Source organism: Epilithonimonas caeni DSM 17710 (genome assembly GCF_000426465.1).
GTDB classification, from domain to species: Bacteria; Bacteroidota; Bacteroidia; order Flavobacteriales; family Weeksellaceae; genus Epilithonimonas; species Epilithonimonas caeni.
In genome coordinates this window covers 578,103-599,075 of sequence record NZ_KE384527.1, presented here as the reverse complement: position 1 = coordinate 599,075, position 20,973 = coordinate 578,103, and the positions used below count along the sequence as shown (strand labels likewise).

At 40.0% G+C, this 20,973-nt stretch carries 19 protein-coding genes; 16 read left to right on the top strand and 3 right to left on the bottom strand.

The window, feature by feature from the left end; translation table 11 throughout:
• Positions 1-63 precede the first annotated feature (63 nt).
• Together K319_RS0117775 and lpdA are read left to right on the top strand one after the other, a co-directional pair.
• Positions 64-1,962 (top strand): Nramp family divalent metal transporter, encoded by a 1,899-nt coding sequence (locus K319_RS0117775; protein ID WP_027384835.1) that lies wholly within the window; start codon positions 64-66, stop codon positions 1,960-1,962.
• Positions 1,963-1,983: 21 nt separating this feature from the next.
• Entirely contained in the window at positions 1,984-3,396 is a 1,413-nt protein-coding gene (gene lpdA, locus K319_RS0117770) for a dihydrolipoyl dehydrogenase (protein ID WP_034672041.1), read from the top strand.
• Positions 3,397-3,509: 113 nt separating this feature from the next.
• Here the strand turns inward: lpdA and K319_RS0117765 are convergent, their stop codons facing one another.
• The 3 genes from K319_RS0117765 to hppD form a co-directional block, all read right to left on the bottom strand.
• Positions 3,510-3,923: an OsmC family peroxiredoxin gene (locus K319_RS0117765; RefSeq protein ID WP_027384833.1), complete on the bottom strand. Its 414-nt coding sequence runs from the start codon at positions 3,921-3,923 to the stop codon at positions 3,510-3,512.
• A gap of 74 nt (positions 3,924-3,997) precedes the next feature.
• The gene (locus K319_RS0117760; protein ID WP_051230781.1) at positions 3,998-4,855 is read right to left on the bottom strand and encodes a helix-turn-helix domain-containing protein; all 858 of its coding nucleotides are present in this window, start codon (positions 4,853-4,855) and stop codon (positions 3,998-4,000) included.
• A 71-nt stretch (positions 4,856-4,926) separates the two neighbouring features.
• Complete coding sequence (gene hppD / locus K319_RS0117755; RefSeq protein ID WP_027384831.1) at positions 4,927-6,087, bottom strand: 4-hydroxyphenylpyruvate dioxygenase; 1,161 nt, start codon at positions 6,085-6,087, stop codon at positions 4,927-4,929.
• A gap of 369 nt (positions 6,088-6,456) precedes the next feature.
• Between hppD and K319_RS0117750 the strand changes: the two genes are divergently transcribed.
• The 14 genes from K319_RS0117750 (at position 6,457) to K319_RS0117685 (ending at position 20,743) form a co-directional block, all read left to right on the top strand.
• Positions 6,457-6,678 (top strand): heavy-metal-associated domain-containing protein, encoded by a 222-nt coding sequence (locus tag K319_RS0117750; RefSeq protein WP_027384830.1) that lies wholly within the window; start codon positions 6,457-6,459, stop codon positions 6,676-6,678.
• Between the two features lie 38 nt (positions 6,679-6,716).
• Complete coding sequence (locus tag K319_RS0117745) at positions 6,717-7,160, top strand: DUF3347 domain-containing protein (protein WP_034672040.1); 444 nt, start codon at positions 6,717-6,719, stop codon at positions 7,158-7,160.
• A gap of 328 nt (positions 7,161-7,488) precedes the next feature.
• A complete protein-coding gene (locus tag K319_RS0117740) occupies positions 7,489-7,677 on the top strand; it encodes a hypothetical protein (protein ID WP_027384828.1) in 189 nt (62 codons plus the stop codon).
• A 260-nt stretch (positions 7,678-7,937) separates the two neighbouring features.
• Entirely contained in the window at positions 7,938-8,816 is an 879-nt protein-coding gene (locus K319_RS0117735) for a DUF3347 domain-containing protein (RefSeq protein WP_027384827.1), read from the top strand.
• 55 nt (positions 8,817-8,871) lie between these two features.
• Complete coding sequence (locus K319_RS0117730; protein ID WP_027384826.1) at positions 8,872-9,531, top strand: DUF3347 domain-containing protein; 660 nt, start codon at positions 8,872-8,874, stop codon at positions 9,529-9,531.
• Positions 9,532-9,536: 5 nt separating this feature from the next.
• Positions 9,537-10,049, top strand: coding sequence for a DUF305 domain-containing protein (locus K319_RS0117725; RefSeq protein WP_027384825.1), 513 nt, complete (start codon positions 9,537-9,539; stop codon positions 10,047-10,049).
• 35 nt (positions 10,050-10,084) lie between these two features.
• Positions 10,085-10,540 (top strand): heme-binding domain-containing protein, encoded by a 456-nt coding sequence (locus K319_RS0117720; RefSeq protein ID WP_027384824.1) that lies wholly within the window; start codon positions 10,085-10,087, stop codon positions 10,538-10,540.
• 13 nt (positions 10,541-10,553) lie between these two features.
• Positions 10,554-12,827: a multicopper oxidase family protein gene (locus tag K319_RS0117715; protein WP_027384823.1), complete on the top strand. Its 2,274-nt coding sequence runs from the start codon at positions 10,554-10,556 to the stop codon at positions 12,825-12,827.
• A 71-nt stretch (positions 12,828-12,898) separates the two neighbouring features.
• Positions 12,899-13,378 (top strand): hypothetical protein, encoded by a 480-nt coding sequence (locus K319_RS0117710; RefSeq protein ID WP_235696129.1) that lies wholly within the window; start codon positions 12,899-12,901, stop codon positions 13,376-13,378.
• Between the two features lie 85 nt (positions 13,379-13,463).
• Positions 13,464-13,697 carry a hypothetical protein gene (locus tag K319_RS0117705; protein ID WP_027384821.1) on the top strand — a complete coding sequence of 78 codons (234 nt, stop codon included), beginning with the start codon at positions 13,464-13,466 and terminating at the stop codon, positions 13,695-13,697.
• 119 nt (positions 13,698-13,816) lie between these two features.
• Positions 13,817-14,500: a HupE/UreJ family protein gene (locus tag K319_RS0117700; protein ID WP_027384820.1), complete on the top strand. Its 684-nt coding sequence runs from the start codon at positions 13,817-13,819 to the stop codon at positions 14,498-14,500.
• Between the two features lie 11 nt (positions 14,501-14,511).
• Positions 14,512-15,117: a hypothetical protein gene (locus tag K319_RS0117695; RefSeq protein WP_027384819.1), complete on the top strand. Its 606-nt coding sequence runs from the start codon at positions 14,512-14,514 to the stop codon at positions 15,115-15,117.
• A gap of 20 nt (positions 15,118-15,137) precedes the next feature.
• On the top strand, positions 15,138-19,529 hold the full coding sequence (locus K319_RS0117690; protein WP_027384818.1) for a CusA/CzcA family heavy metal efflux RND transporter: 4,392 nt from the start codon (positions 15,138-15,140) through the stop codon (positions 19,527-19,529).
• Positions 19,530-19,546: 17 nt separating this feature from the next.
• The gene (locus K319_RS0117685; RefSeq protein ID WP_172795458.1) at positions 19,547-20,743 is read left to right on the top strand and encodes an efflux RND transporter periplasmic adaptor subunit; all 1,197 of its coding nucleotides are present in this window, start codon (positions 19,547-19,549) and stop codon (positions 20,741-20,743) included.
• Positions 20,744-20,973: the final 230 nt, after the last annotated feature.

Genomic DNA, 20,973 nt, shown 5'->3' with positions numbered 1-20,973 from the left:
GTTAGGTTGTTGAACTGCCGCCGGATTAATCTTGCGGCAGTTTTTATAAATACGTTTTTTCTAATGGCTAAAAATCAATCACAGGCTTCGTTAAGTGAAGTACACAGTTCCGTAGATACTACAGTTCCGGGCAAATCACGTTGGCGGAGGGTACTGGCGTTTTTCGGACCCGCTTATCTTGTTAGTGTCGGATATATGGACCCCGGCAACTGGGCAACGGGTTTAGCAGGTGGTAGCCAGTTCGGATATTCCCTACTATGGGTTTTGGTAATGAGCAGCATTATGGGTTTATTACTCCAGAGCTTATCCGCGAGGCTGGGCATTGTCCGAAATCGAGATTTGGCACAGGCAAACAGGGAAACTTACCCAAAGAAAATTAATTTTGTACTTTACATTCTTGCAGAGATTGCCATTGTAGCAACAGATCTTGCAGAAATTTTGGGAATGGCAATCGGTTTGCAACTACTCACCGGAATGCCTTTGATATGGGGCGTTGCCATCACAGCATTAGATACATTTCTACTGATGACCCTGCAAAAATGGGGAATGCGCAAGCTCGAAGCCTTCATTATTGGGTTGATATTCGTAATCGGTATGTCATTTCTGGTGCAGATATTAGTTGCAGATCCCAATACTGGGGAAATCGCTTCAGGGCTCATACCGCACATTCAGAACGACACGGCGCTGTATATTGCTATCGGTATCATAGGAGCAACGGTAATGCCCCACAATTTGTACCTGCATTCTGCATTAGTGCAAACACGAAAATTTAACCGGGACGATGCGAGCATCAAAAAAGCAATTAAACTGAATTTTTGGGATAGTGCCATTGCCTTAAATATGGCATTGCTTGTCAATGCCGCAATATTAATCCTTGCTGCAACAGTGTTTTATAAAACAGGGCGTTCTGATGTAGCGGAGCTAAAGCAGGCTTATGAATTGTTGCCACAGCATTTGGGCAGCGATTTTACCGCCAAACTCTTTGCTGTGGCTCTTATAGCCGCAGGACAAAGTAGCACCATTACGGGAACGCTTGCAGGTCAAATTGTAATGGAGGGTTATTTGCGGTTCCGAATGAACCCCTTATTACGCAGGCTCATCACAAGGTTGCTTGCTATAGTTCCGGCAGCTTTGGTAATCCTCATTAACGGGGAGGGAAAGGTAGATAGCTTGCTTATCTTTAGCCAGGTGGTATTGAGTATGCAGTTGGGTTTTGCGGTTATCCCGCTCATCCATTTTGTAAGTGATAAAAAGACTATGGGCAAGTTTGCCATTAAGCCACTGATAAAAATTTCCGCTTGGTTTATTACTATATTACTGGTTTACCTCAATTCAAAACTGTTGGTAGAGGAAGCGATAAATTTCTTTGACACTTCGGGCAATATCATCTGGAAAGGGTTGATAATTTTAGGAGGGATTGGTTTTGTAATCCTGATGGCTTATACCACGTTATACCCCTTGTTCAGCAGAAAGGCGTTTTGTGAAATTACGCCACACGACAAGCCGGAGCCTTTACAGCTACAACCATTCGTGCCGTACCGGAATATTGCGCTTACGGTGGATTTTAAAACCCTTGACCATAAGGTTATCAACCACGCCATTACGCAGGGCGGTAAAGACAGTAGGTACACGCTCATTCATATCGTGGAGAGTGTGGCATCCGCATCGCACTTTCACGACAGTACCGACGAGGAAACGCTAAAGGACAGGGAATTTTTGGACGAATATGCAAAGCAGTTACAGGACAACGGGTATTTTGCTGAAGCAAAACTGGGCTTTGGAAAAACCGCCGATGCCATTGCCGAAATTGTCAATCAGTCCGATGCTGAACTGGTGGTTATGGGTGCACACGGTCATAAGGGATTGAAAGATTTATTGTACGGCGCAACCATAAATCAGGTACGGCATTTGGTAAAAATTCCGGTACTGATTGTCAAAAACGAGGGAGAACAAAAACATTAACTCAATTAAATAATAGGTATTATGAATTATGATGTAATTTTTTTAGGCAGCGGTCCCGGAGGGTATGTTGCTGCCATTAGAGCCGCACAACTGGGGTTGAAAACAGCCATCGTAGAACGGGAAAGCCTGGGCGGTATTTGCCTTAATTGGGGCTGCATTCCCGCCAAAGCACTGATGAAATCGGCAGAAGTTTTTGAATACCTGATGCACGCACAAAACTACGGCGCAAAAGTTTCAGGTGTAGAAGCCGACTTTGAGGCAATTATAAAGCGAAGCCGTGGTGTGGCAGATAAAATGAGCAAAGGCGTTCAATTCCTCATGAAAAAAAATAAGATTGACGTAATTAAAGGCGTTGGTAGACTGAATGCCAGTAAAGCACTGGAGGTTACGGATGCGGATGGCAAAACCACTACCTACCAATCAAAGAACATCGTACTGGCAACAGGTGCTCGGAGCCGTGAACTGCCGAGCCTGCCCATTGACGGAAAGAAGATTATCGGCTACCGGGAAGCAATGGTATTGCCGGAGCAGCCCAAATCCATTATCATTGTGGGGAGCGGCGCAATCGGCGTTGAGTTTGCTTACTTTTTCAACAGCATTGGAACAAAGGTAACTATCGTTGAGTATCTTCCCCGTATAGTTCCGGTTGAAGATGAAGACATATCTAAAGAACTCGAAAAATCATTTAAGAAAAAAGGGATTGAAGTATTGACGGGTACTTCGGTTGAAAGCGCAGATATTAGTGGTAATGGTGTAAAAGCGATGATAAAAAAAGCCGATGGTAGCGGCGACCAGGTGTTGGAAGCTGACATTTTGTTGAGTGCAGTCGGCATAGTAGCGAACATTGAAAACATCGGGCTTGAAGCGTTGGGCATTAAAACAGAAAAAGGAAAAATCCTTGTTAACTCGTATTACGAAACCAATGTATCGGGTATTTATGCAATTGGAGATGCAGTTCCTGGTCCCGCATTGGCTCACGTTGCAATGAAAGAAGCTGTAATTTGTAGTGAAGTAATTGCCTATAAAGCCGGAAAATTCGACCGTCAACCCAATCCGTTGGATTATGGTAATATACCAAGTTGTACCTATTGCTCACCCGAAATCGCTTCAGCAGGTATGACCGAAAAACAGGCTAAAGAGGCGGGTTATGAAATTAAAGTGGGCAAGTTTCCTTTTTCCGCAAGTGGAAAAGCAAGTGCCGCCGGAGCGACAGACGGCTTTATAAAAGTGATTTTTGATAACCAGTACGGCGAATGGTTAGGTACGCATATGATTGGCTACAATGTTACCGAACTCATAGCCCAGACAACTACAGCCCGAAAACTGGAAACCACCTACCATGAACAGCTTGACACTATATTTCCACACCCGACAATGAGCGAGGCTGTAAAAGATGCTATTGAAGCGGCATTAGGTGAAGCGATACATCTATGATGAATTTTTAAATTAGACATAATGCTAAAAAGGGTGTTTCTCAATTGAAACACCCTCGTTAGTAAATATGGAAACTTAAAATGGATATTGTTTATCCCTTTCTTTACAAGCATTTATTGTTTTAGTTCAGCATTTAAAGAAATTTCTAAATTATATGCTTTTCCAACCGGACACATTTCTTTAGCCTGTTCAGCATATTTTTTGAAATCTACTTCGCTTATATTAGGGATTACTGCAATTACATCTAAATCAGAATTGGTAATGTCAAAACTTGTAGCCGTTATTGTGCAAGAAGTTTGTAAAGTTTCAACTTCTATACCATTACTTGTGAGAATGTAATTTAGTGTCATAGTGTAGCAAGCTGCATGTGCTGCTGCCATAAGCTCTTCAGGATTTGTAGCCGTATTTTCTTCTTCCTTTTTATTGTGTTTAAAGACACTTTTACCAATTGTGGAATGTACAGCATCAAAACTTCCACTTCCGCTTTTAAAATTACCCTGCCATTTAGCTGTGATTTTTGCTTTCATTTTTATTAAACTTTTAAATTACTTTGCAAAATTGCAATTCTAATTAAAAGCAGTCAATGCAGATAATTCGCTGTTTATAGCACATTTTTCCCATTTGCAGAGATTTGAGTTGCATTTCTGAAAGAAAGCGGAGAAACCCCAGTTTGCAATTTGAAAAACCGAACAAAATACGAGTAATCTTCATAACCGAGATACGCAGCAATCTCTTTGATACTGAATTGTGTATTAGCTAACATTCTTTTGGCTTGTAGAATAATCCTATTTTTTATAATTACATTCGGTGCGATTTGTCTTTCAGTTACTATTTTCCGGTTAAGGCTTTTCGGAGTAATATTAAGCATCAAAGCATAGTCTGATACATTATGCGCCGTACGGTAATGTAATTCTATCAATTGGCTAAACCTCCTTGTCAGATCCTTATCGTAAGATATTGCTTGATGAGTATCGTCATTTTTTTTTCCAAGTGTGCGTGTCGCTGAAATCACGATTTGCTTTATATATGTTTTAATCATCTCTTCAGCCCAAAAATCTTTCATTTTGATTTCCTTCTGAATAGAAATCAGAAGTTTTTGAAAATATTTTTCCTGACTTAAAGTAAGATCTATATAAGGAAGTTCGAAAACATTGTCAAAGAGAAGTCCATCGCACGCAAGTTCCTTATCATGGAAAGCAATGCAATAAAAATCTGGGCTAAAGTACACAAGACTTCCTTTAGAATTATCGCAGACTTTGAAATATTGCCCAATACTGAAAAAAAGCAAAGTGCTTTCCTCAAAATCATAATCTATAAAATCGACATTAATACGCCCACCCTTATTTATAAATACAATTTTATAGTACTTGTTAAACCAGCTTATGTCACTCTTGATTTCATTGGGCATTCCAAGAAGATCAAAATATCCAATCATTTTATCTCTATTAATATCGACCATTTTTTTGTACAACGATTAAAATAAAAAAAGTCCTAAACTAATTTTAGGACTTTGATAAAAATAAAAAAAATCTACAAGGTTCCTCTTCTTTCCTGCTCTCTTTCAATAGACTGGAACAATGCTTTAAAGTTTCCTGCTCCGAAACCTCTTGCACCCATTCTTTGGATGACCTCAAAGAAGAATGTTGGGCGGTCTTCAACCGGGCGGGTAAAGATTTGTAATAAATAGCCCTCTTCGTCCGCATCAATCAGAATACCCAACTCCTGCAATTCCTTAATATCTTCTTTAAAGCGGTGCATATGTGCTTTTAAACGTTCAGGAATGGCATCATAATATGCCTGTGGCGGTCTTGACAAAAATTCAACCCCTCTTGATTTAAGATTGTTTACGGTCTTTACAATATCGTCCGTAGTTACAGCAATATGCTGAACGCCCTCGCCCTCGTAAAATTCAAGGTATTCTTCAATCTGTGATTTCTTTTTGCCCTCTGCGGGTTCGTTTATCGGGAATTTTATTCTGCCGTTACCGTTTGCCATTACCTTAGACATCAGGGCAGAATATTCGGTAGAAACCTGCTTATCATCGAATGAAAGGAAGTTTTCAAATCCCATTACTTCCTCAAACCATTTTACCCAGGTGTCCATTTGGTTCCAGTCCACATTGCCCACCATATGGTCAATGTATTTCAGTCCCGCAGGCGCAGGGTTATATTCAGTTTCCCATTTTTCATAGCCCGGCATAAATACGCCGTTGTAGTTTTTGCGTTCGGTAAACATAAAAATCGTTTCTCCATACGCATAGATGCCCGATTGTACAACTTCTCCGTTTTCGTCGGTGGTTACGGTTGGTTCCATAAAGGCTTTTGCACCTCTTTTCGTGGTTTCTTCAAAGGCTTTGCGGGCATCTTCTACCCAAAGCCCCACTACTTTGATGCCGTCGCCGTGCTTCTTTACGTGTTCGTTGATTTCTGAATTAGAGCGCATCCCAGTCGTTAATACCAGTCTTACTTTATCCTGCTTTACCACATAGGAAGCCCTGTCCTGTAAGCCCGTTTCCAGTCCGGCATACGCCAAAGACTGGAACCCGAAAGCGGATTTGTAATAGTGGGCAGCTTGTTTGGCATTGCCTACATAAAATTCCACGTAGTCCGTTCCTAAAATCGGTAAAAAGTCCTGTGCACCCTCGAATATCTTATCCAAGCCGTATTCGACGTTCTTTAAATCGTTTGTCATTATAAAGATTTTTAAAAATTATATTATGTGTGATTTTGCAATAAAGGTTGTTGCACAAAGAGGATTTGTGCAATCGTGTTGGGGTTGAGAACCCGGAGCTACAACATAGCCCGATGCAAAACCGAGAGAAAGGTTTTGATAGCCATTTTATAATCAGTTAGCGTTATACTCCAGTAAAAGTATTCCGCTTATTCCAAACGGGCACTATAATCAGTAAAAGTCACAAAACAAAGCCGAAATATTACAAGCGGAACCATTTTTTGAAGTGCAATCAGTAAATATCATAAATCAAACAAGGAATTTCACAAACAGCGTAGCGCATTATCTCTCGAATTTTGTACTAACAAAAACAATTAAAAGTTCAAGACAATGGAAAGCAAAAATCTTCAATTCAAGACAAACCTTAATTGCAGCAACTGTGTATCAAAAGTGCAGGCAGATTTAGATAATGCAGGAGGTATCTGCGAATGGAACGTTGATACTACCAACGCCGATAAAATCCTGACTGTAAAAGCAGAGGGCATTACCGAAGACGAGGTTGTCGCCATCATTAAGAAAAAAGGGTTTAAAGCTGAACCTATTTCGGAATAATGCAATCAGCCATTCACTCATCATTAAAAGGATAAAAAATGAAAAATCTAATAGTAGCCATTACCGTAATGTTGTTTGGATTTTCTGCCTTTGCGCAAAATACAGGCAACCTGCTGAACAACTACATCAGCGTAAAAAATGCTTTGGTTAGCAGCGATAGCAAAGCAGCAAGCACCGCCATTACAGCACTGAACGAAGCTGTAAAGAGCGAGGGCGATTTTGCACAGAAAGCAGAATTGCAGAAAGCCACCGAGAAATTAAATAAGGCGGGCGACAACCTTGAAAAGCAAAGAGCCGCTTTCAACGATGTATCTACCGTGCTGTGGAAAGTGGTAAAATCATCCGACAAAGTAAGTCAACCCGTTTACTACCAATATTGCCCGATGAAAAAAGCATACTGGTTGAGCAAGGAAAAGGAAATTAAAAATCCTTACTATGGTTCCTCTATGCTTACCTGTGGTAAAGTTGCCGAAACTAAATAATAATCCGGTAAGGCATTGCTCATTGGGCAATGCCTTTAGACATTTATACCAGATGCGATTTCTAAAATGGATAATCAGGAAGTTCTTTACAAAAAGCTGTTGCCGCTAACGCTATTAGGGTGCCTGTAAAGGGTATTTTGACAATATTTGAAAGGAGGCTGTAAGCACCTTATACATGATGATTATTGCCTATGTAGCAAAAAAAATGTAAAACGACATCATTAAGCAAATCTAATTTGTAACTTTGTTGTGTTGAAAAATTTTAAGATATATACAGGCATTTTTACACTTATGTGTTTTGGCTTCTTTCTGATGCCTAACCAAAGCTATGGCTGTTCTAAAAATTCAACAAAAACAGAACAATCTTCCTGCTCAAAGAAGCAATCCGAAAAATCAGCACATAAAGCGCATAAAACCAGTTGCAAGGATAAATCCTGTAAAAAATGTAAAAATGGAGGCTGTGAGGATAATTGTAAACATAGTTCTTGCAGGTGCGGTGCTTCAACAACTTCTCTAAGTGTACTTACCGCAATCGAATTAAAAGCAAAAAACCCATTTGCGGCAGCAAAAAAGCAAAAATTCGGTTTCAAACAAGGCTACTATTCTTCAGGCTTTTTCTCCATTTGGCTACCGCCTAAAATAAGCTAAAACTATGGCTTAGCAGCCATAGGTGTGCCTTGTCAAAAGCAGGAATAGCTTCCCCTATTTTTTAGTATTAGTCAAATTTTCAAACAGGAACGGGTTTGCTCAAACCCACATTTCTTAAATACAATTATTATGAAATCATTATCAAAAATATTGATGGTAATCGCCGTATTGCTGTCATCAATAAACGGTTTCGCACAAATCAAGAATGCGAAAACTGAAACCGTAAAGATTTACGGTAATTGCGGTATGTGTAAAACGACCATAGAGAAAGCAGGTAATTTAAAAAAGGTAGCCAACGTCGAATGGAATAAAGACACTAAAATGGCTACGCTTACTTATGACAGTGACAAAACAAATCAGGATGAAATTCTGAAACGTATTGCTTTAGCAGGTTATGATAGTGAGAAATTTTTAGCCCCGGATGACGTATATGCAAAGTTGCCGGGCTGCTGCCAGTATGATAGGGCGTTAAAGCCAACTGCCAAAACCAAAGAGGCAGGAATGGATATGAGCAAGGAACATAGCAATCATAACCAAACCGAAATGGCTGCATCTGGAAATAAGGCATCCCAAAACCAATCACAGCTAAAACCTTTATTTGATAATTATTTCTCTGTAAAGGATGCTATGATTAAATCCGATGCTGCAAACGTATCTGCAAAGGCTACTGAATTGGCTGCATCTATCAAAGCGGTAGATATGAATAAATTATCAGCAGAGGAACATACAGTTTGGATGAAAGTAATGCAAGACCTGGCATCCAATGTGGAAAGCATTTCAAAATCGAAAGATATTGCAAAACAAAGAGAAGCCTTTGCTACCCTTTCGGGCAGCATCTACAAACTGGCTAAAGTGTCCAAGCAAGATGTGCCGGTTTATTATCAGCATTGCCCAATGTATAACGGAGGTAAAGGAGCAAATTGGCTAAGCAAGGAAAATGCAATTAAAAATCCATACTACGGTTCACAGATGCTTTCTTGTGGAAGTACCGTTGAAACTATTAAGTGAACAGTAACGTAATGTCTATCAAAACCAGTGTTTAAAAATCAAAAATTAAATAAAGATGAAAAATATAACATTATCAATATTTGCTGTCATCATAGCATTTATAACAGTATCGTGCAACCAGTCAGCCAACAAAAGCGAGCAGTCTTCAAATGATACTACGGCTGTTGTTTCAGAAGAACAGCCATCAGCACAATCAACAGAAAATGACACAGCAGCTACTGTTACCAATAATGACACATCGAAAAGCCAGGATATAAATGCTGCCGAGAGTTTCTCAATTGCCCCAATAATTACGGATTACCTATCATTGAAGAACGCCCTTGTTTCGGACGATGACAAATCTGCTGCCAATGCAGGGAAAAAGCTGTTAGCAACCTTGAATAAGGTCGATATGAAAGCCATTCCTGCGGATAAGCACAAAAAATATATGGATATAGCAGAAGATGCAAAAGAACACGCAGAGCATATCGGCGACAATGCGGGCAAAATAGAACATCAACGAGAACATTTAGCCACGCTTAGCGAAGATTTGGAAGACCTGATTGATTTGTTCGGTACGTCCCAAAAATTGTATAAAGACCATTGCCCGATGTTCAATGACAATAAAGGGGCAAATTGGTTAAGCGAAAACAAGGAAATCAAAAATCCTTACTATGGTTCAAAAATGATTAGCTGTGGTAAGGTACAGGAAACTATTAATCCCAAATTAAATTAAGCGTTATGGAAAATATGCAGAACAATCACAATGCAGCGCATAGTGAGCAAAATTCAAAGCATTCTTTAGCTATGTACAAACGCTTTGCAGTTATGGCTATCGTAATGTTCGGTGCGATGTACTTAATTATGTATTCAATGATAGACGGGTTGCAGAACCTTATACCCAATATCAACAATTTGTATATGACCCTGCTGATGACCTCGGCAATGTTGCTAATCGAATTAGTGATAATGAAAGGAATGTATGCCAATAAAAAAATAAATTGGTTGATAGCGATTGTATCAGTTGTTATTGGCTTGTTTTCTTGGTTTGGTATCAGGGAGCAAATCAATGTGGGAGATAAGCAGTTTGCAAAGGGTATGATACCGCATCACGCAGCAGCAATATTGATGGCAGAAAAGGCAAACCTGACCGACCCGGAACTGATACAGTTGCAAAAAAACATACTCGAAACCCAGGCACAAGAAATTGAGTTAATGAAGCGAAAACTTAAAGAGCTTGAAAATGGTAAGTAGTGGTTTAATCGCTGAAACTATTTCAAAGAACTGATATGTCGTTAAAAAAGAAAATCATATTGGGATTGGCTGTTATCATAATCGGCATACAGTTTTTTCAGCCGTTTCGGAACCAATCTGAAGAAGTAACAGCCACCCATATTGAAAGTTTGTACACAGTACCTCCAAAAGCAAAGGCTATCCTTGTACAATCCTGCTACGATTGCCATAGTAACAATACCCGTTATCCGTGGTATAGCCGCATCCAACCGGGGGCGTGGTTTATGGCACAGCATATCGAAAAAGGTAAAAAGGAACTCAATTTTAGCAGCTTTGGGGAGTATTCTATCCGCAAGCAACGAAGTAAGTTCAGAGCAATGGCGGGGCAGGTCAAGGATGGGGAAATGCCATTGGCTTCATATACACTAATTCATCGCAATGCAGTATTATCACAGGAGGATAAGCAGGTTTTGATTGAGTGGTTTAGCACAATGGAAGATAGCATTAAATAAAATTTTTCAAATAATGAATAAATATAAAAACTTATCAATAAGAATACTGCAAACAGTGTTGATACTGCTTTGCACACAAACCTTGTTTGCGCAGAAAGTAGTACATTACGATTTGTATGTAAAAGATACGCTCGTCAACTATGCAGGGAAACAAAAAAGAGCTATTGCTGTAAACGGGCAAATACCAATGCCTACGCTTACTTTTACAGAGGGTGATACTGCTGAAATTGTGGTACACAACCAATTGAAAGAAAGTACATCGCTGCATTGGCACGGCGTATTTTTACCCAATAAAGAAGATGGCGTACCACACCTTACACAACAGCCAATTGAGCCTGGCACTACCTATACTTACCGTTTCCCTATTATTCAGCACGGTACACACTGGTATCATTCCCATTCAGGATTGCAGGAGCAAATAGGAATGTATGGCAATTTTGTAATGAAGAAACGTGAAAACGATAAGACCTTCAGAAAAGGAATTGACGATTTACCAACCGTGCCTATTATTCTAAGCGAGTGGACAAATTATAACCCGGATAACATTAACCGAATGTTGCACAATGCTAATGATTGGGCTGCCATTAAGAAAGGTGCTACACAATCATACGTTGAGGCTATTAGAGAGGGTAAATTAGGTGTAAAAGTGAAGAATGAGTGGAAGCGGATGTTAGCGATGGACGTAAGCGATGTATATTATGACAAAATCCTTATCAATGGCAGCAATTCACCCGAATTAAAAACAGTTGACGGTAAAACTTTAAAAGCAGGAGATAAAGTAAGGCTTCGCATATCCAATGGTGGTGCATCATCCTATTTCTGGCTTCGGTACGCAGGCGGTAAAATTACCGTAGTTGCGAGTGATGGTAACGATGTAGAACCCGTCGAAGTGGACAGGCTCATCATTGCCGTGTCGGAAACCTATGATATTGTCGTCACTATCCCGCAAGAGGGTATTTCTTATGAATTTTTAGCGACAACCGAGGACAGAACACAATCTGCAAGCTACTTTATTGGTAACGGTATCAAACAGCTTATTTCTCCGCTTCCTCGCTTAAAATATTTCGAGGGGATGAAGATGATGAACGATATGATGAAGATGAACGGTGACCTTGATGATATGGGAATGAATATGAGCCTGAACCAAATGGATATGAACGTGGTGATGTACCCCGAAATCACAGGAGAAACAGGAAAGAAAGCAGACCATAGCAAGCACGAGGGTATGAATATGGATAACGACCCTAATCGTTATAATGCAAATGCTTTGGGTGATATTGTTACCTTAAATTATTCAATGCTAAAATCTCCACATAACACCACGCTTAATAAAGATGCTCCTGTAAAGGAAATGAAATTTACCCTTACCGGAAATATGAACCGTTATGTTTGGAGTATGGATAACAAGATTTTGTCTGAAACTGATAAGATACCTGTTAAGAAAGGCGAAATATTGCGTATAACAATTTATAACAACTCAATGATGCGCCATCCGATGCACTTGCACGGATTTGATTTCCGGGTGCTGAATGGGAAAGGTGAAAATGCACCGATGAAAAACATCATCGACATTATGCCGATGGAAACAGACACCATCGAGTTTGCAGCAAACGAAGAGGGCGATTGGTTCTTTCATTGTCATATATTGTATCATATGATGTCGGGTATGAACAGGGTGTTTGCCGTAGGCGATTATCAAAACCCGTACTTGCCGGATAAAGCTAAATCCTACAAAGCATTACAAAGGGAAAGCAATATGCCCCATTTTATGGCCCAGAATGATTTTGCAACTAATGGCAATGATGGTGAAGCAATGTTTCAAAATGCTAGATGGTCATTGGGTACGGAATGGCGTTTAGGATATAACGATATGCATGGATATGAAGTAGAAACTCATTTAGGTCGTTACATTGGCAAAATGCAATGGTTGATGCCTTTTATAGGCTTTGATTGGCGATATCGTAAAATGGGAAAAGATGAACACGAAACAAATTTATTTGGACAAAAGAATGAAAAAGATACTCGTAGGGCCGTTAGTTTAGGGGTAATGTATACATTACCAATGCTCGTTAATTTTCAGGCAGAAGTATATCACGATGGCATTGTTCGATTATCATTGATGCGCGAGGATATCCCTATTTCTAAGAGATTAAGAGGTGGTTTTATGGTCAATACTGACTATGAGTATATGGCAGAACTTAAATATATCTTTACTAAAAATATTGGTATCCGTACCCACTATGATAGTGATATGGGGTTTGGTGTAGGGCTTTCGCTCAATTACTAAATGAATTCTCAAATAGAATAGACAAAGGTTGTAGCGGTTATGCTATGACCTTTTTGCATTTTCAAGACTAAATGAAAGACTTTTTTTGGCACTTCAGAAGTGTTATATGGATATTAATTTATACTTTTGTAGCGATGTTGCGTAAAAAGTTGACCATATTATTTTTACTTATTGCCCAGGTAGTTATACTTGGACACGGTTTAGTACCGCATCATCATCACGCAGACTTAGCCAGTCAGCAACACAACCACCACCACGGCAAAGATGCCAAAAAGCAGCATCCCGAAGAAAGTTCGTTACAGCTCGCATTTTCAGGATTAATCCACTCAGGCGAACAGGTAACATTTACCCAGTCTGATGCTTCAAAAATAATAGTTAGCAAACAGGCTTTGCAGGCAATCAACGCTTTGCCCTGCGATTTCAAAATGCCTTTTGCGTATATTGTAAGTTTCCAAAAACATACATTTCCACCTGACAGTAAGGTTAGGTATCAATCTCCGCATTACGGCGCACATTCCTTACGTGGTCCGCCCGCTTTCATCGTTGCATAACTTTCAATCTCCGAAAGTTAGGATTTGACTTATGCCCCATCTTTAGGGCAGATTAATTCTTTATTACAATCAAATTTTTAAAACGATGAGAAAATCATTCTTTATAGCGGCTTTTGCTGCCCTTACACTTTTAGCTTGCAATAACAACGAAAAGTCTTCCTCTGATAACAATTCCAATTCAGAACAATCTTCAACCGCCCCAGTGGTTAATCAGGATAGTATTGATAAGGCTCATGGACATTCCCACGACCCCGCAGGTAATCATACACCTACGGTAAATCAGGACAGTATTGACAAAGCTCACGGGCACAAGCATTAATTAATCTCCGGTACATTCTTCTAACAGATTTATCATAGCGTTCCATCGCTATAATACACCTGCGCTTACTCCTGTAAGCAGTTTATAGAAGTATGTACCGATTAAATTCACTTTATTAAATGAGATATATAAAAATAGTCCTGTCAATAACCTTATTATTATTGATAGCAGGCTCGGCGTATGCCCACGGAGTTGATGAGGATACCCAGACATTCTTGAGTGGTAATTCAGGAGTAGCCTTTGTACCGTTTCTTTATATTGGGGCAAAGCACATGCTTACAGGTTATGACCATCTACTGTTTCTTGTAGGTGTCATCTTTTTCCTGTACAGACCAAAGGAAGTATTGCTTTATGTAAGTTTCTTCACCATTGGACACAGTGTAACCCTGTTATTGGGAGTGTTGGCAGATATGGCAATCAACGCTTATCTGATTGATGCAATCATTGCATTGTCCATTGTATATAAAGGCTTTGATAATTTGGGAGGTTTCCAACGTTTTTTGGGCTATCAGCCCAACACTAAAGCAGCCGTTCTAATTTTCGGTCTTTTTCATGGTTTTGGATTAGCCAGTAAATTACAGGAATTGAGTTTTGACAGGACAGGGCTTCTGACAAACCTCATTGGCTTCAATATCGGCGTGGAAATAGGTCAGTTTATAGCCTTAGCACTTGTGCTTTTTATCATTTCCAACTGGAGGCGGTCCCCAAGTTTCTTGAAGTTTTCAACCCTAACGAATACCCTGCTAATGGCAGCAGGTTTTCTATTGTTCGGCTATCAGTTAGTCGGTTATTTTAACTCTTAAAAAAAATAAAAATGGCAGAAATAGCACATCAAATATTAGATAAAAAATCCATAGTCAAGCAGGTGGTAATTGCTTTGATTGTTGGAGCGGTACTCTTGGTAAGTGCCGTACTCCCGGCAGAGTATGGGATAGACCCTTTGGGAATTGGAAAGGCAACAGGATTTAGTAAATTATATGTAGGGGAAAGTGCCACTACTTCCACTTCACAACCACATAAAGTGTTACAACTGGAAAACGTTGGTTCAGGACCGGATGTAGCCAAACCTGCTGCGGCGGACAACCCCGCTCCTGTCACACAACTTGCGGAACGTACCGATGAAGTCACAGTGGTAATACCCGCAGGAAAGGGCTTGGAGTACAAAGTGGAGATGCTAAAGTATGGAAGTTTCCGGTATGAGTGGATTACAGACAAAGGAGAACTGTATTTTGATTTTCATGGTGAGGTTAAGGGAAACAGCAATTATTTTGAAAGCTACACCATTGCCTACTCCAATAATATGGTCGGCTCTTTTATTGCTCCATTCGAGGGACCACAAGGGTGGTATTTTAAGAATAATTCCAATGAGGATATAACTGTCAAGATAAAATTGAAAGGACAGTATCGCCTTAAACAATAAAATTATAATACCATCATGATATGTTAAATAAAATCATTCATTTTTCAATTAAGAATAAGTTGGTAATAGGTTTATTTACCCTGGCATTGATATGCTGGGGTACATATTCACTTACCAAACTTCCCATAGATGCCACACCTGACATCACAGATAATCAGGTTATGGTCATCACTGTGTCGCCTACACTGGCAGCACAGGAAGTGGAGCAACTGGTAACCTTTCCCGTGGAGCAGACTATGGTCAGTATCCCGGGAATTAAGGATATGCGTTCCTTTTCACGTTTCGGTCTATCTATTGTCACCATCGTATTCAATGAAAACGTAGATATTTACTGGGGCAGACAACAGGTACAGGAACGTCTGACAATAGCGTCGAAGAATATTCCAGAGGGGGTTGGAACCCCTGAAATGGCTCCTGTCACAACAGGTTTGGGCGAAATCTTTCAGTATGTAATCCATCCAAAAAAAGGTTATGAGGATAAGTACGATGCCACCGAATTGAGAACCATTCAGGACTGGATTATTAAACGTCAATTACTGGGGACACCGGGTGTTGCCGAGGTGAGTGGTTTTGGTGGTTTTGTAAAGCAATATCAAATTGCGGTTGACCCTGACAAACTGGCAAGTCAAGATATTACCATATCCGATATATTCACCGCACTCGAAAAAAACAATCAGAATACAGGTGGAGCTTATATTGACAAAGGTCCGAACGCCTATTTTATACGCAGTGAGGGTTTAGTAAAGAACGTAGAAGAAATTAAAAATATCGTTGTTAAAAAAGAGGACGGTGCGCCTGTGTTTATCCGTGATGTTGCCGAGGTAGGTTTTGGAAATGGTCCACGCTACGGTGCAGCCACCAGAAACGGACAAGGTGAAACGGTTACGGGTATAGTAATGATGCTGAAAGGAGCCAATTCATCCGAAGTTATTTCTAACGTAAAGGAGAAAATTGAAGAAATACAGAAAGGTCTTCCAGAGGGGGTTGAAATTGAACCTTTCCTTGACCGTAAAAAATTAGTGGACGGAGCCATTTCAACAGTTTCTACCAATCTTATCGAGGGGGCTTTGATTGTAGTTTTTGTACTTATTTTATTTCTTGGAAATCTTCGTGGCGGGCTTGTTGTGGCATCGGTTATTCCTCTTGCAATGCTGTTTGCTATCTGTATGATGAACCTGTTTGGTGTTTCCGGTAACCTGATGAGCCTCGGTGCAATTGACTTTGGGATTATTGTTGATGGTACAGTTATCATAGTTGAAGCTGTAATGCACCGCATTACAGGAAGTAAGGCACGATATGGCGGAGTGGAAAAACTTACACAAGACCAAATGGACGAAGAAGTATATGAAAGTTCTCGAAAAATTCGTACAGCCGCCGCTTTTGGTGAAATCATTATCCTCATTGTTTATCTCCCATTGTTGGCACTGGTAGGCGTTGAGGGAAAAATGTTTACTCCTATGGCGCAGACGGTATCGTTCGCAATTTTAGGAGCATTTATCCTTTCTTTTACTTATGTGCCGATGATGTCGGCTTTGGTATTGAGCAAGAAGACATCGCATAAGGATAATTTCTCTGATAGGATGATGAACGCTATACAGAAAGTGTATTCCCCTATTATCAATGGTGCGATGAAACGTAAACTTATGGTGGTAACAGTAGCAGTGGTATTATTCATCATCACGCTTATCACATTCAATAAAATGGGCGGAGAATTTATACCACAGTTAGACGAGGGCGATTTTGCCGTGGAAACAAGGGTTCCCGTTGGAAGTTCAATAAACCAAATGATTGACGTTTCCCAAAAGGCACAAACTATTTTATTGAAGAACTACCCCGAGGTAAAACAAGTGGTTAACAAAATCGGTTCGGGTGAAATTCCTACCGACCCGATGCCTATTGAAGCGGGTGATATGGTAGTGGTATTGAAGCCAAAAAAAGAATGGACAAGCGCAGAAACAAGGGAAGAACTAATTGAAAAGATGCAGCAATCACTATCTGTTATTCCAAATGCTACATTCAGCTTTCAACAGCCTATCCAAATGCGATTTAATGAACTCCTTACCGGAGCAAAGCAGGATGTTGTATTAAAAATTTATGGTGAGGATTTGGATATACTATCAGATTTAGCGTCTGATGTTGGTAGGAAAATTAAGTCTATTGATGGCGTTGAAGACTTGTATGTGGAAGAAATAACTGGCTTGCCACAAATCAATATCCAATTTAACCGGGACAAAATCGGTCAGTACGGAATGAACATAGAGGATGTGAACAGTGCTATCGCAGCAGGGTTTGCAGGCGAAGTTGCAGGTCAGGTCTATGAGGGTGAACGTCGGTTTGACTTGGTTGTAAGGCTCGACAGCGCATCCCGAGTAGATATAACAGATGTACAGAACTTGTTTGTGAGCACCCCCGAGGGGCAACAAATTCCTTTGAGCGAGGTTGCTGAAATCAGCTATAAGCCAGGTCCTGTGCAGATACAACGGGATAATGCTAAAAGACGGATTACCGTAGGCTTTAATGTCCGTAACCGTGACGTTAAAAGTATCGTTAGCGATATTCAAGATGTTATCGCTGCCAAAGTGAAAATGCCTGCGGGTTATTATGTCACCTATGGCGGGCAGTTCAAAAACCTCGAAGAAGCCAATGCCCGACTTGCAGTAGCGTTACCCGTAGCACTACTACTTATCTTGGTGCTTTTATATTTCACGTTCCATTCCTTAAAACAGGGATTGTTAATATTCAGTGCCATCCCTTTGTCGGCTATCGGGGGAGTATTCGCATTACTTATCCGGGATATGCCTTTTAGTATATCTGCCGGAGTTGGATTTATCGCACTTTTTGGAGTTGCTGTATTGAATGGTATTGTATTAATTGCAGAGTTCAACCGATTGGAGAAAGAGGGTATCACGGATATTTATGAACGGGTGCGTATCGGTACACGAGTAAGACTAAGACCTGTATTGATGACTGCAACGGTAGCCTCCTTAGGCTTCCTGCCAATGGCTTTATCATCTTCATCCGGTGCGGAAGTACAACGCCCCCTGGCAACGGTCGTTATAGGAGGATTGATTACTGCTACGGCTTTAACTTTGGTCGTATTACCTGTACTTTATATCTATTTTACCCAACCATCAAAGAAAAGAAAAATTAAAAATCTGCCTGCCGCTATATTGATTTTAGGCTTGTTTCTACTTCCGTCATTGGTTAACGCCCAAAATATAGACGGTCAACCTACCAGGATACTTACTTTGCAGCAATCCATTGATGAAGCCTTAAAGAATAATGCACAGGTTAAAATTGCCAATTACGACATCAACTTACAACAAGCACTCAAAAAGGGAAGTGTTACCATACCTAAAACAGAATTTTCTTACACGCAGGGCGTAGTCAGCAATCCTACGATAACGGATAATCTGCTCAATGTTGGGCAAAGAATAGATTTCCCAACCGTGTACAGTAACAACTCAAAACTGGCACAAGAGAAAATTAGGAGTAGCCAAGCATATAAAGCTGTGACAGAAAATGACCTTGTGCGGAACGTAAAACTGGCTTATGTTCAGTACCAATACGCATTGGAACGAAGAACACTTTTGTTGGAACTCGACAGCATATATGTGAAATTAAGCAAGGCAAGCAATACAAGGTATAAAACAGGAGAAGCAACCAGTTTAGAAAACATCACTTCATCAGTTCAGTCAAAGCAGATACAAAACGAACTTGAAAAGACTAATGGAGATATAAAAATAGCTAAACAGCTTCTTCAGACACTTTTAAATACAACGGACGATATTGCCATTGCAGATACATTACTGGTCGCAAGAGAGTTGTTGCTGCCACAACAAATTGTTTCGCCTGCGGTCAATCCATTATTAAGCTATCTACAACAGGAAATTGCGGTCAACCGTCAGACTACGGCTTTGGAGAGAAGCAAGATGTTGCCCGATATTATTCTCGGATATAGCAGTCAAACCTATAAAGGATTACAAACCATAAATGGGATTGACCGCACTTATACTGGTAAAGACAGGTTTAACTTTTTTCAAATTGGGGTAGCTATTCCTTTATTTCCCGGAGGGTATAGGTCAAGAGTTAACGCTTCCAAAATCAGTGAACAAAAGGCGCAGGCAGAGGTGGAACTTGCCACCACGAACCTGAATGGCAGGTTAAAAGAGCTTGTCCAGGAATATATCAAATTCCAGAAGTCGCTTACTTATTATCAGGAAGAGGCTTTGCCACAGGCAGATTTGATTATTAAAAATTCCGATAAGAGTTTCAGGAGTGGTGACATATCTTATACCCAGTATTTGCAGAACCTCACCCTATCAAGCAATATCCATTCGGAATATTTGGATAACCTGTACAACTATAACCAGATAGTAATTTCAATAGAAGCGATTTTAGGAAACAAATAATCAAAATTTTTAAAGCAATGACAAAATTATCATTAAAATATTTACCGCTACTGCTCTTTGCATTGATAACAGTATCTTCTTGTAAAGACAAAAAAGACGGTAATACGGAAAGTAAAGAAGTTCCCGAACAGACAACTACCGACACCGCAGCAAACGGTGTCAAAACCATTACGTTTACAGACGACCAATTTAAGTTATCCGACATTCAAACAGGGGCAATCGAAAGTCGTAACCTAAGTAGTGTAATAAAGATGACAGGTATTATAGATGCTGAACCGGGAAGTGTTGCTTCTGTATCAGCACCTTTGGGCGGATACATCAAAACGTCTGGCTTATTGCCAGGGCAACAAGTAAAAAAAGGGCAGCTATTAGCCACACTGGAAAATCCTGAATTTATTTCTATCCAACAACAGTATTTGGAGAGCATCGGTCGGCTTGAATATTTGGAAGAGGAATATAAAAGACAGCAACAGTTAAGAGCGGAAGATGTCAACGCTACTAAAACTTTTCAGCAGGTCAGTTCCGACCTGAAAGTAATGAAAGCTAAAATTTCAGGATTAGAACAACAGATGGCTCTTATAGGGATTAGCAGTTCAGCTTTGAAGAAAAGCAATAGTATTTCGAGAACAGCAAATCTTTATGCTCCAATAGCCGGATATATTAAAGTAAGCAATGTGAATATTGGGAAATACGTTGCCGCCACTGATGTGCTTTTTGAGATTACGGGCACAAGCGACCTGCATCTTGCATTGAATGCCTTTGAAAAAGATTTAGGTAAAATTCGACCGGGGCAATCAGTTAAGTTCTCATTATCGAATGAAAACAAGTATGAAAGAACAGCTAAAGTATATCTTGTTGGGCAGGCTACGGACAACAACAAAATGATACCCGTACACTGTCATTTTAAACAAGAACCCGGCTTGCTTCCAGGTATGTATGTAAAGGCATTACTTGAAACCGGAGCGGAGCAGCAGAATGCCGTTCCAACAGATGCTCTTGTACAATTAGAGGGAACGGACTATATTATTATCCAGACCAATCAAGCAAAAAACAGCCATACATTCCAATTAATTCCAGTTTCAAAAGGAGTTGAGCAGGCAGGCTACACAGCTATTGAATTACCATCAACGGTTAATGCAGCAGAGCTTACAGTAGTTATCAAAAACGCTTATACCATTCTTTCAGCTATTAAAAACGCCGAAGAGGAAGAATAAGACAACTGTAATCGGTGGTATGAAATCTGGAAGAAATAAAACAAGAAAAGAATGGAGGTACAAATAACAAACCCCTATCTAAGAAAATGAAGTATGGTTTGATTGCTCTTGGAATAATACTGTTTATTGCATTGCTCATATTAGCATTTGTTCTTTCACACTTGGATATATCCAAAGGACAAGCCCAATAATATCATATTGGTTATTTATAGAGAATATGTATAGAAATA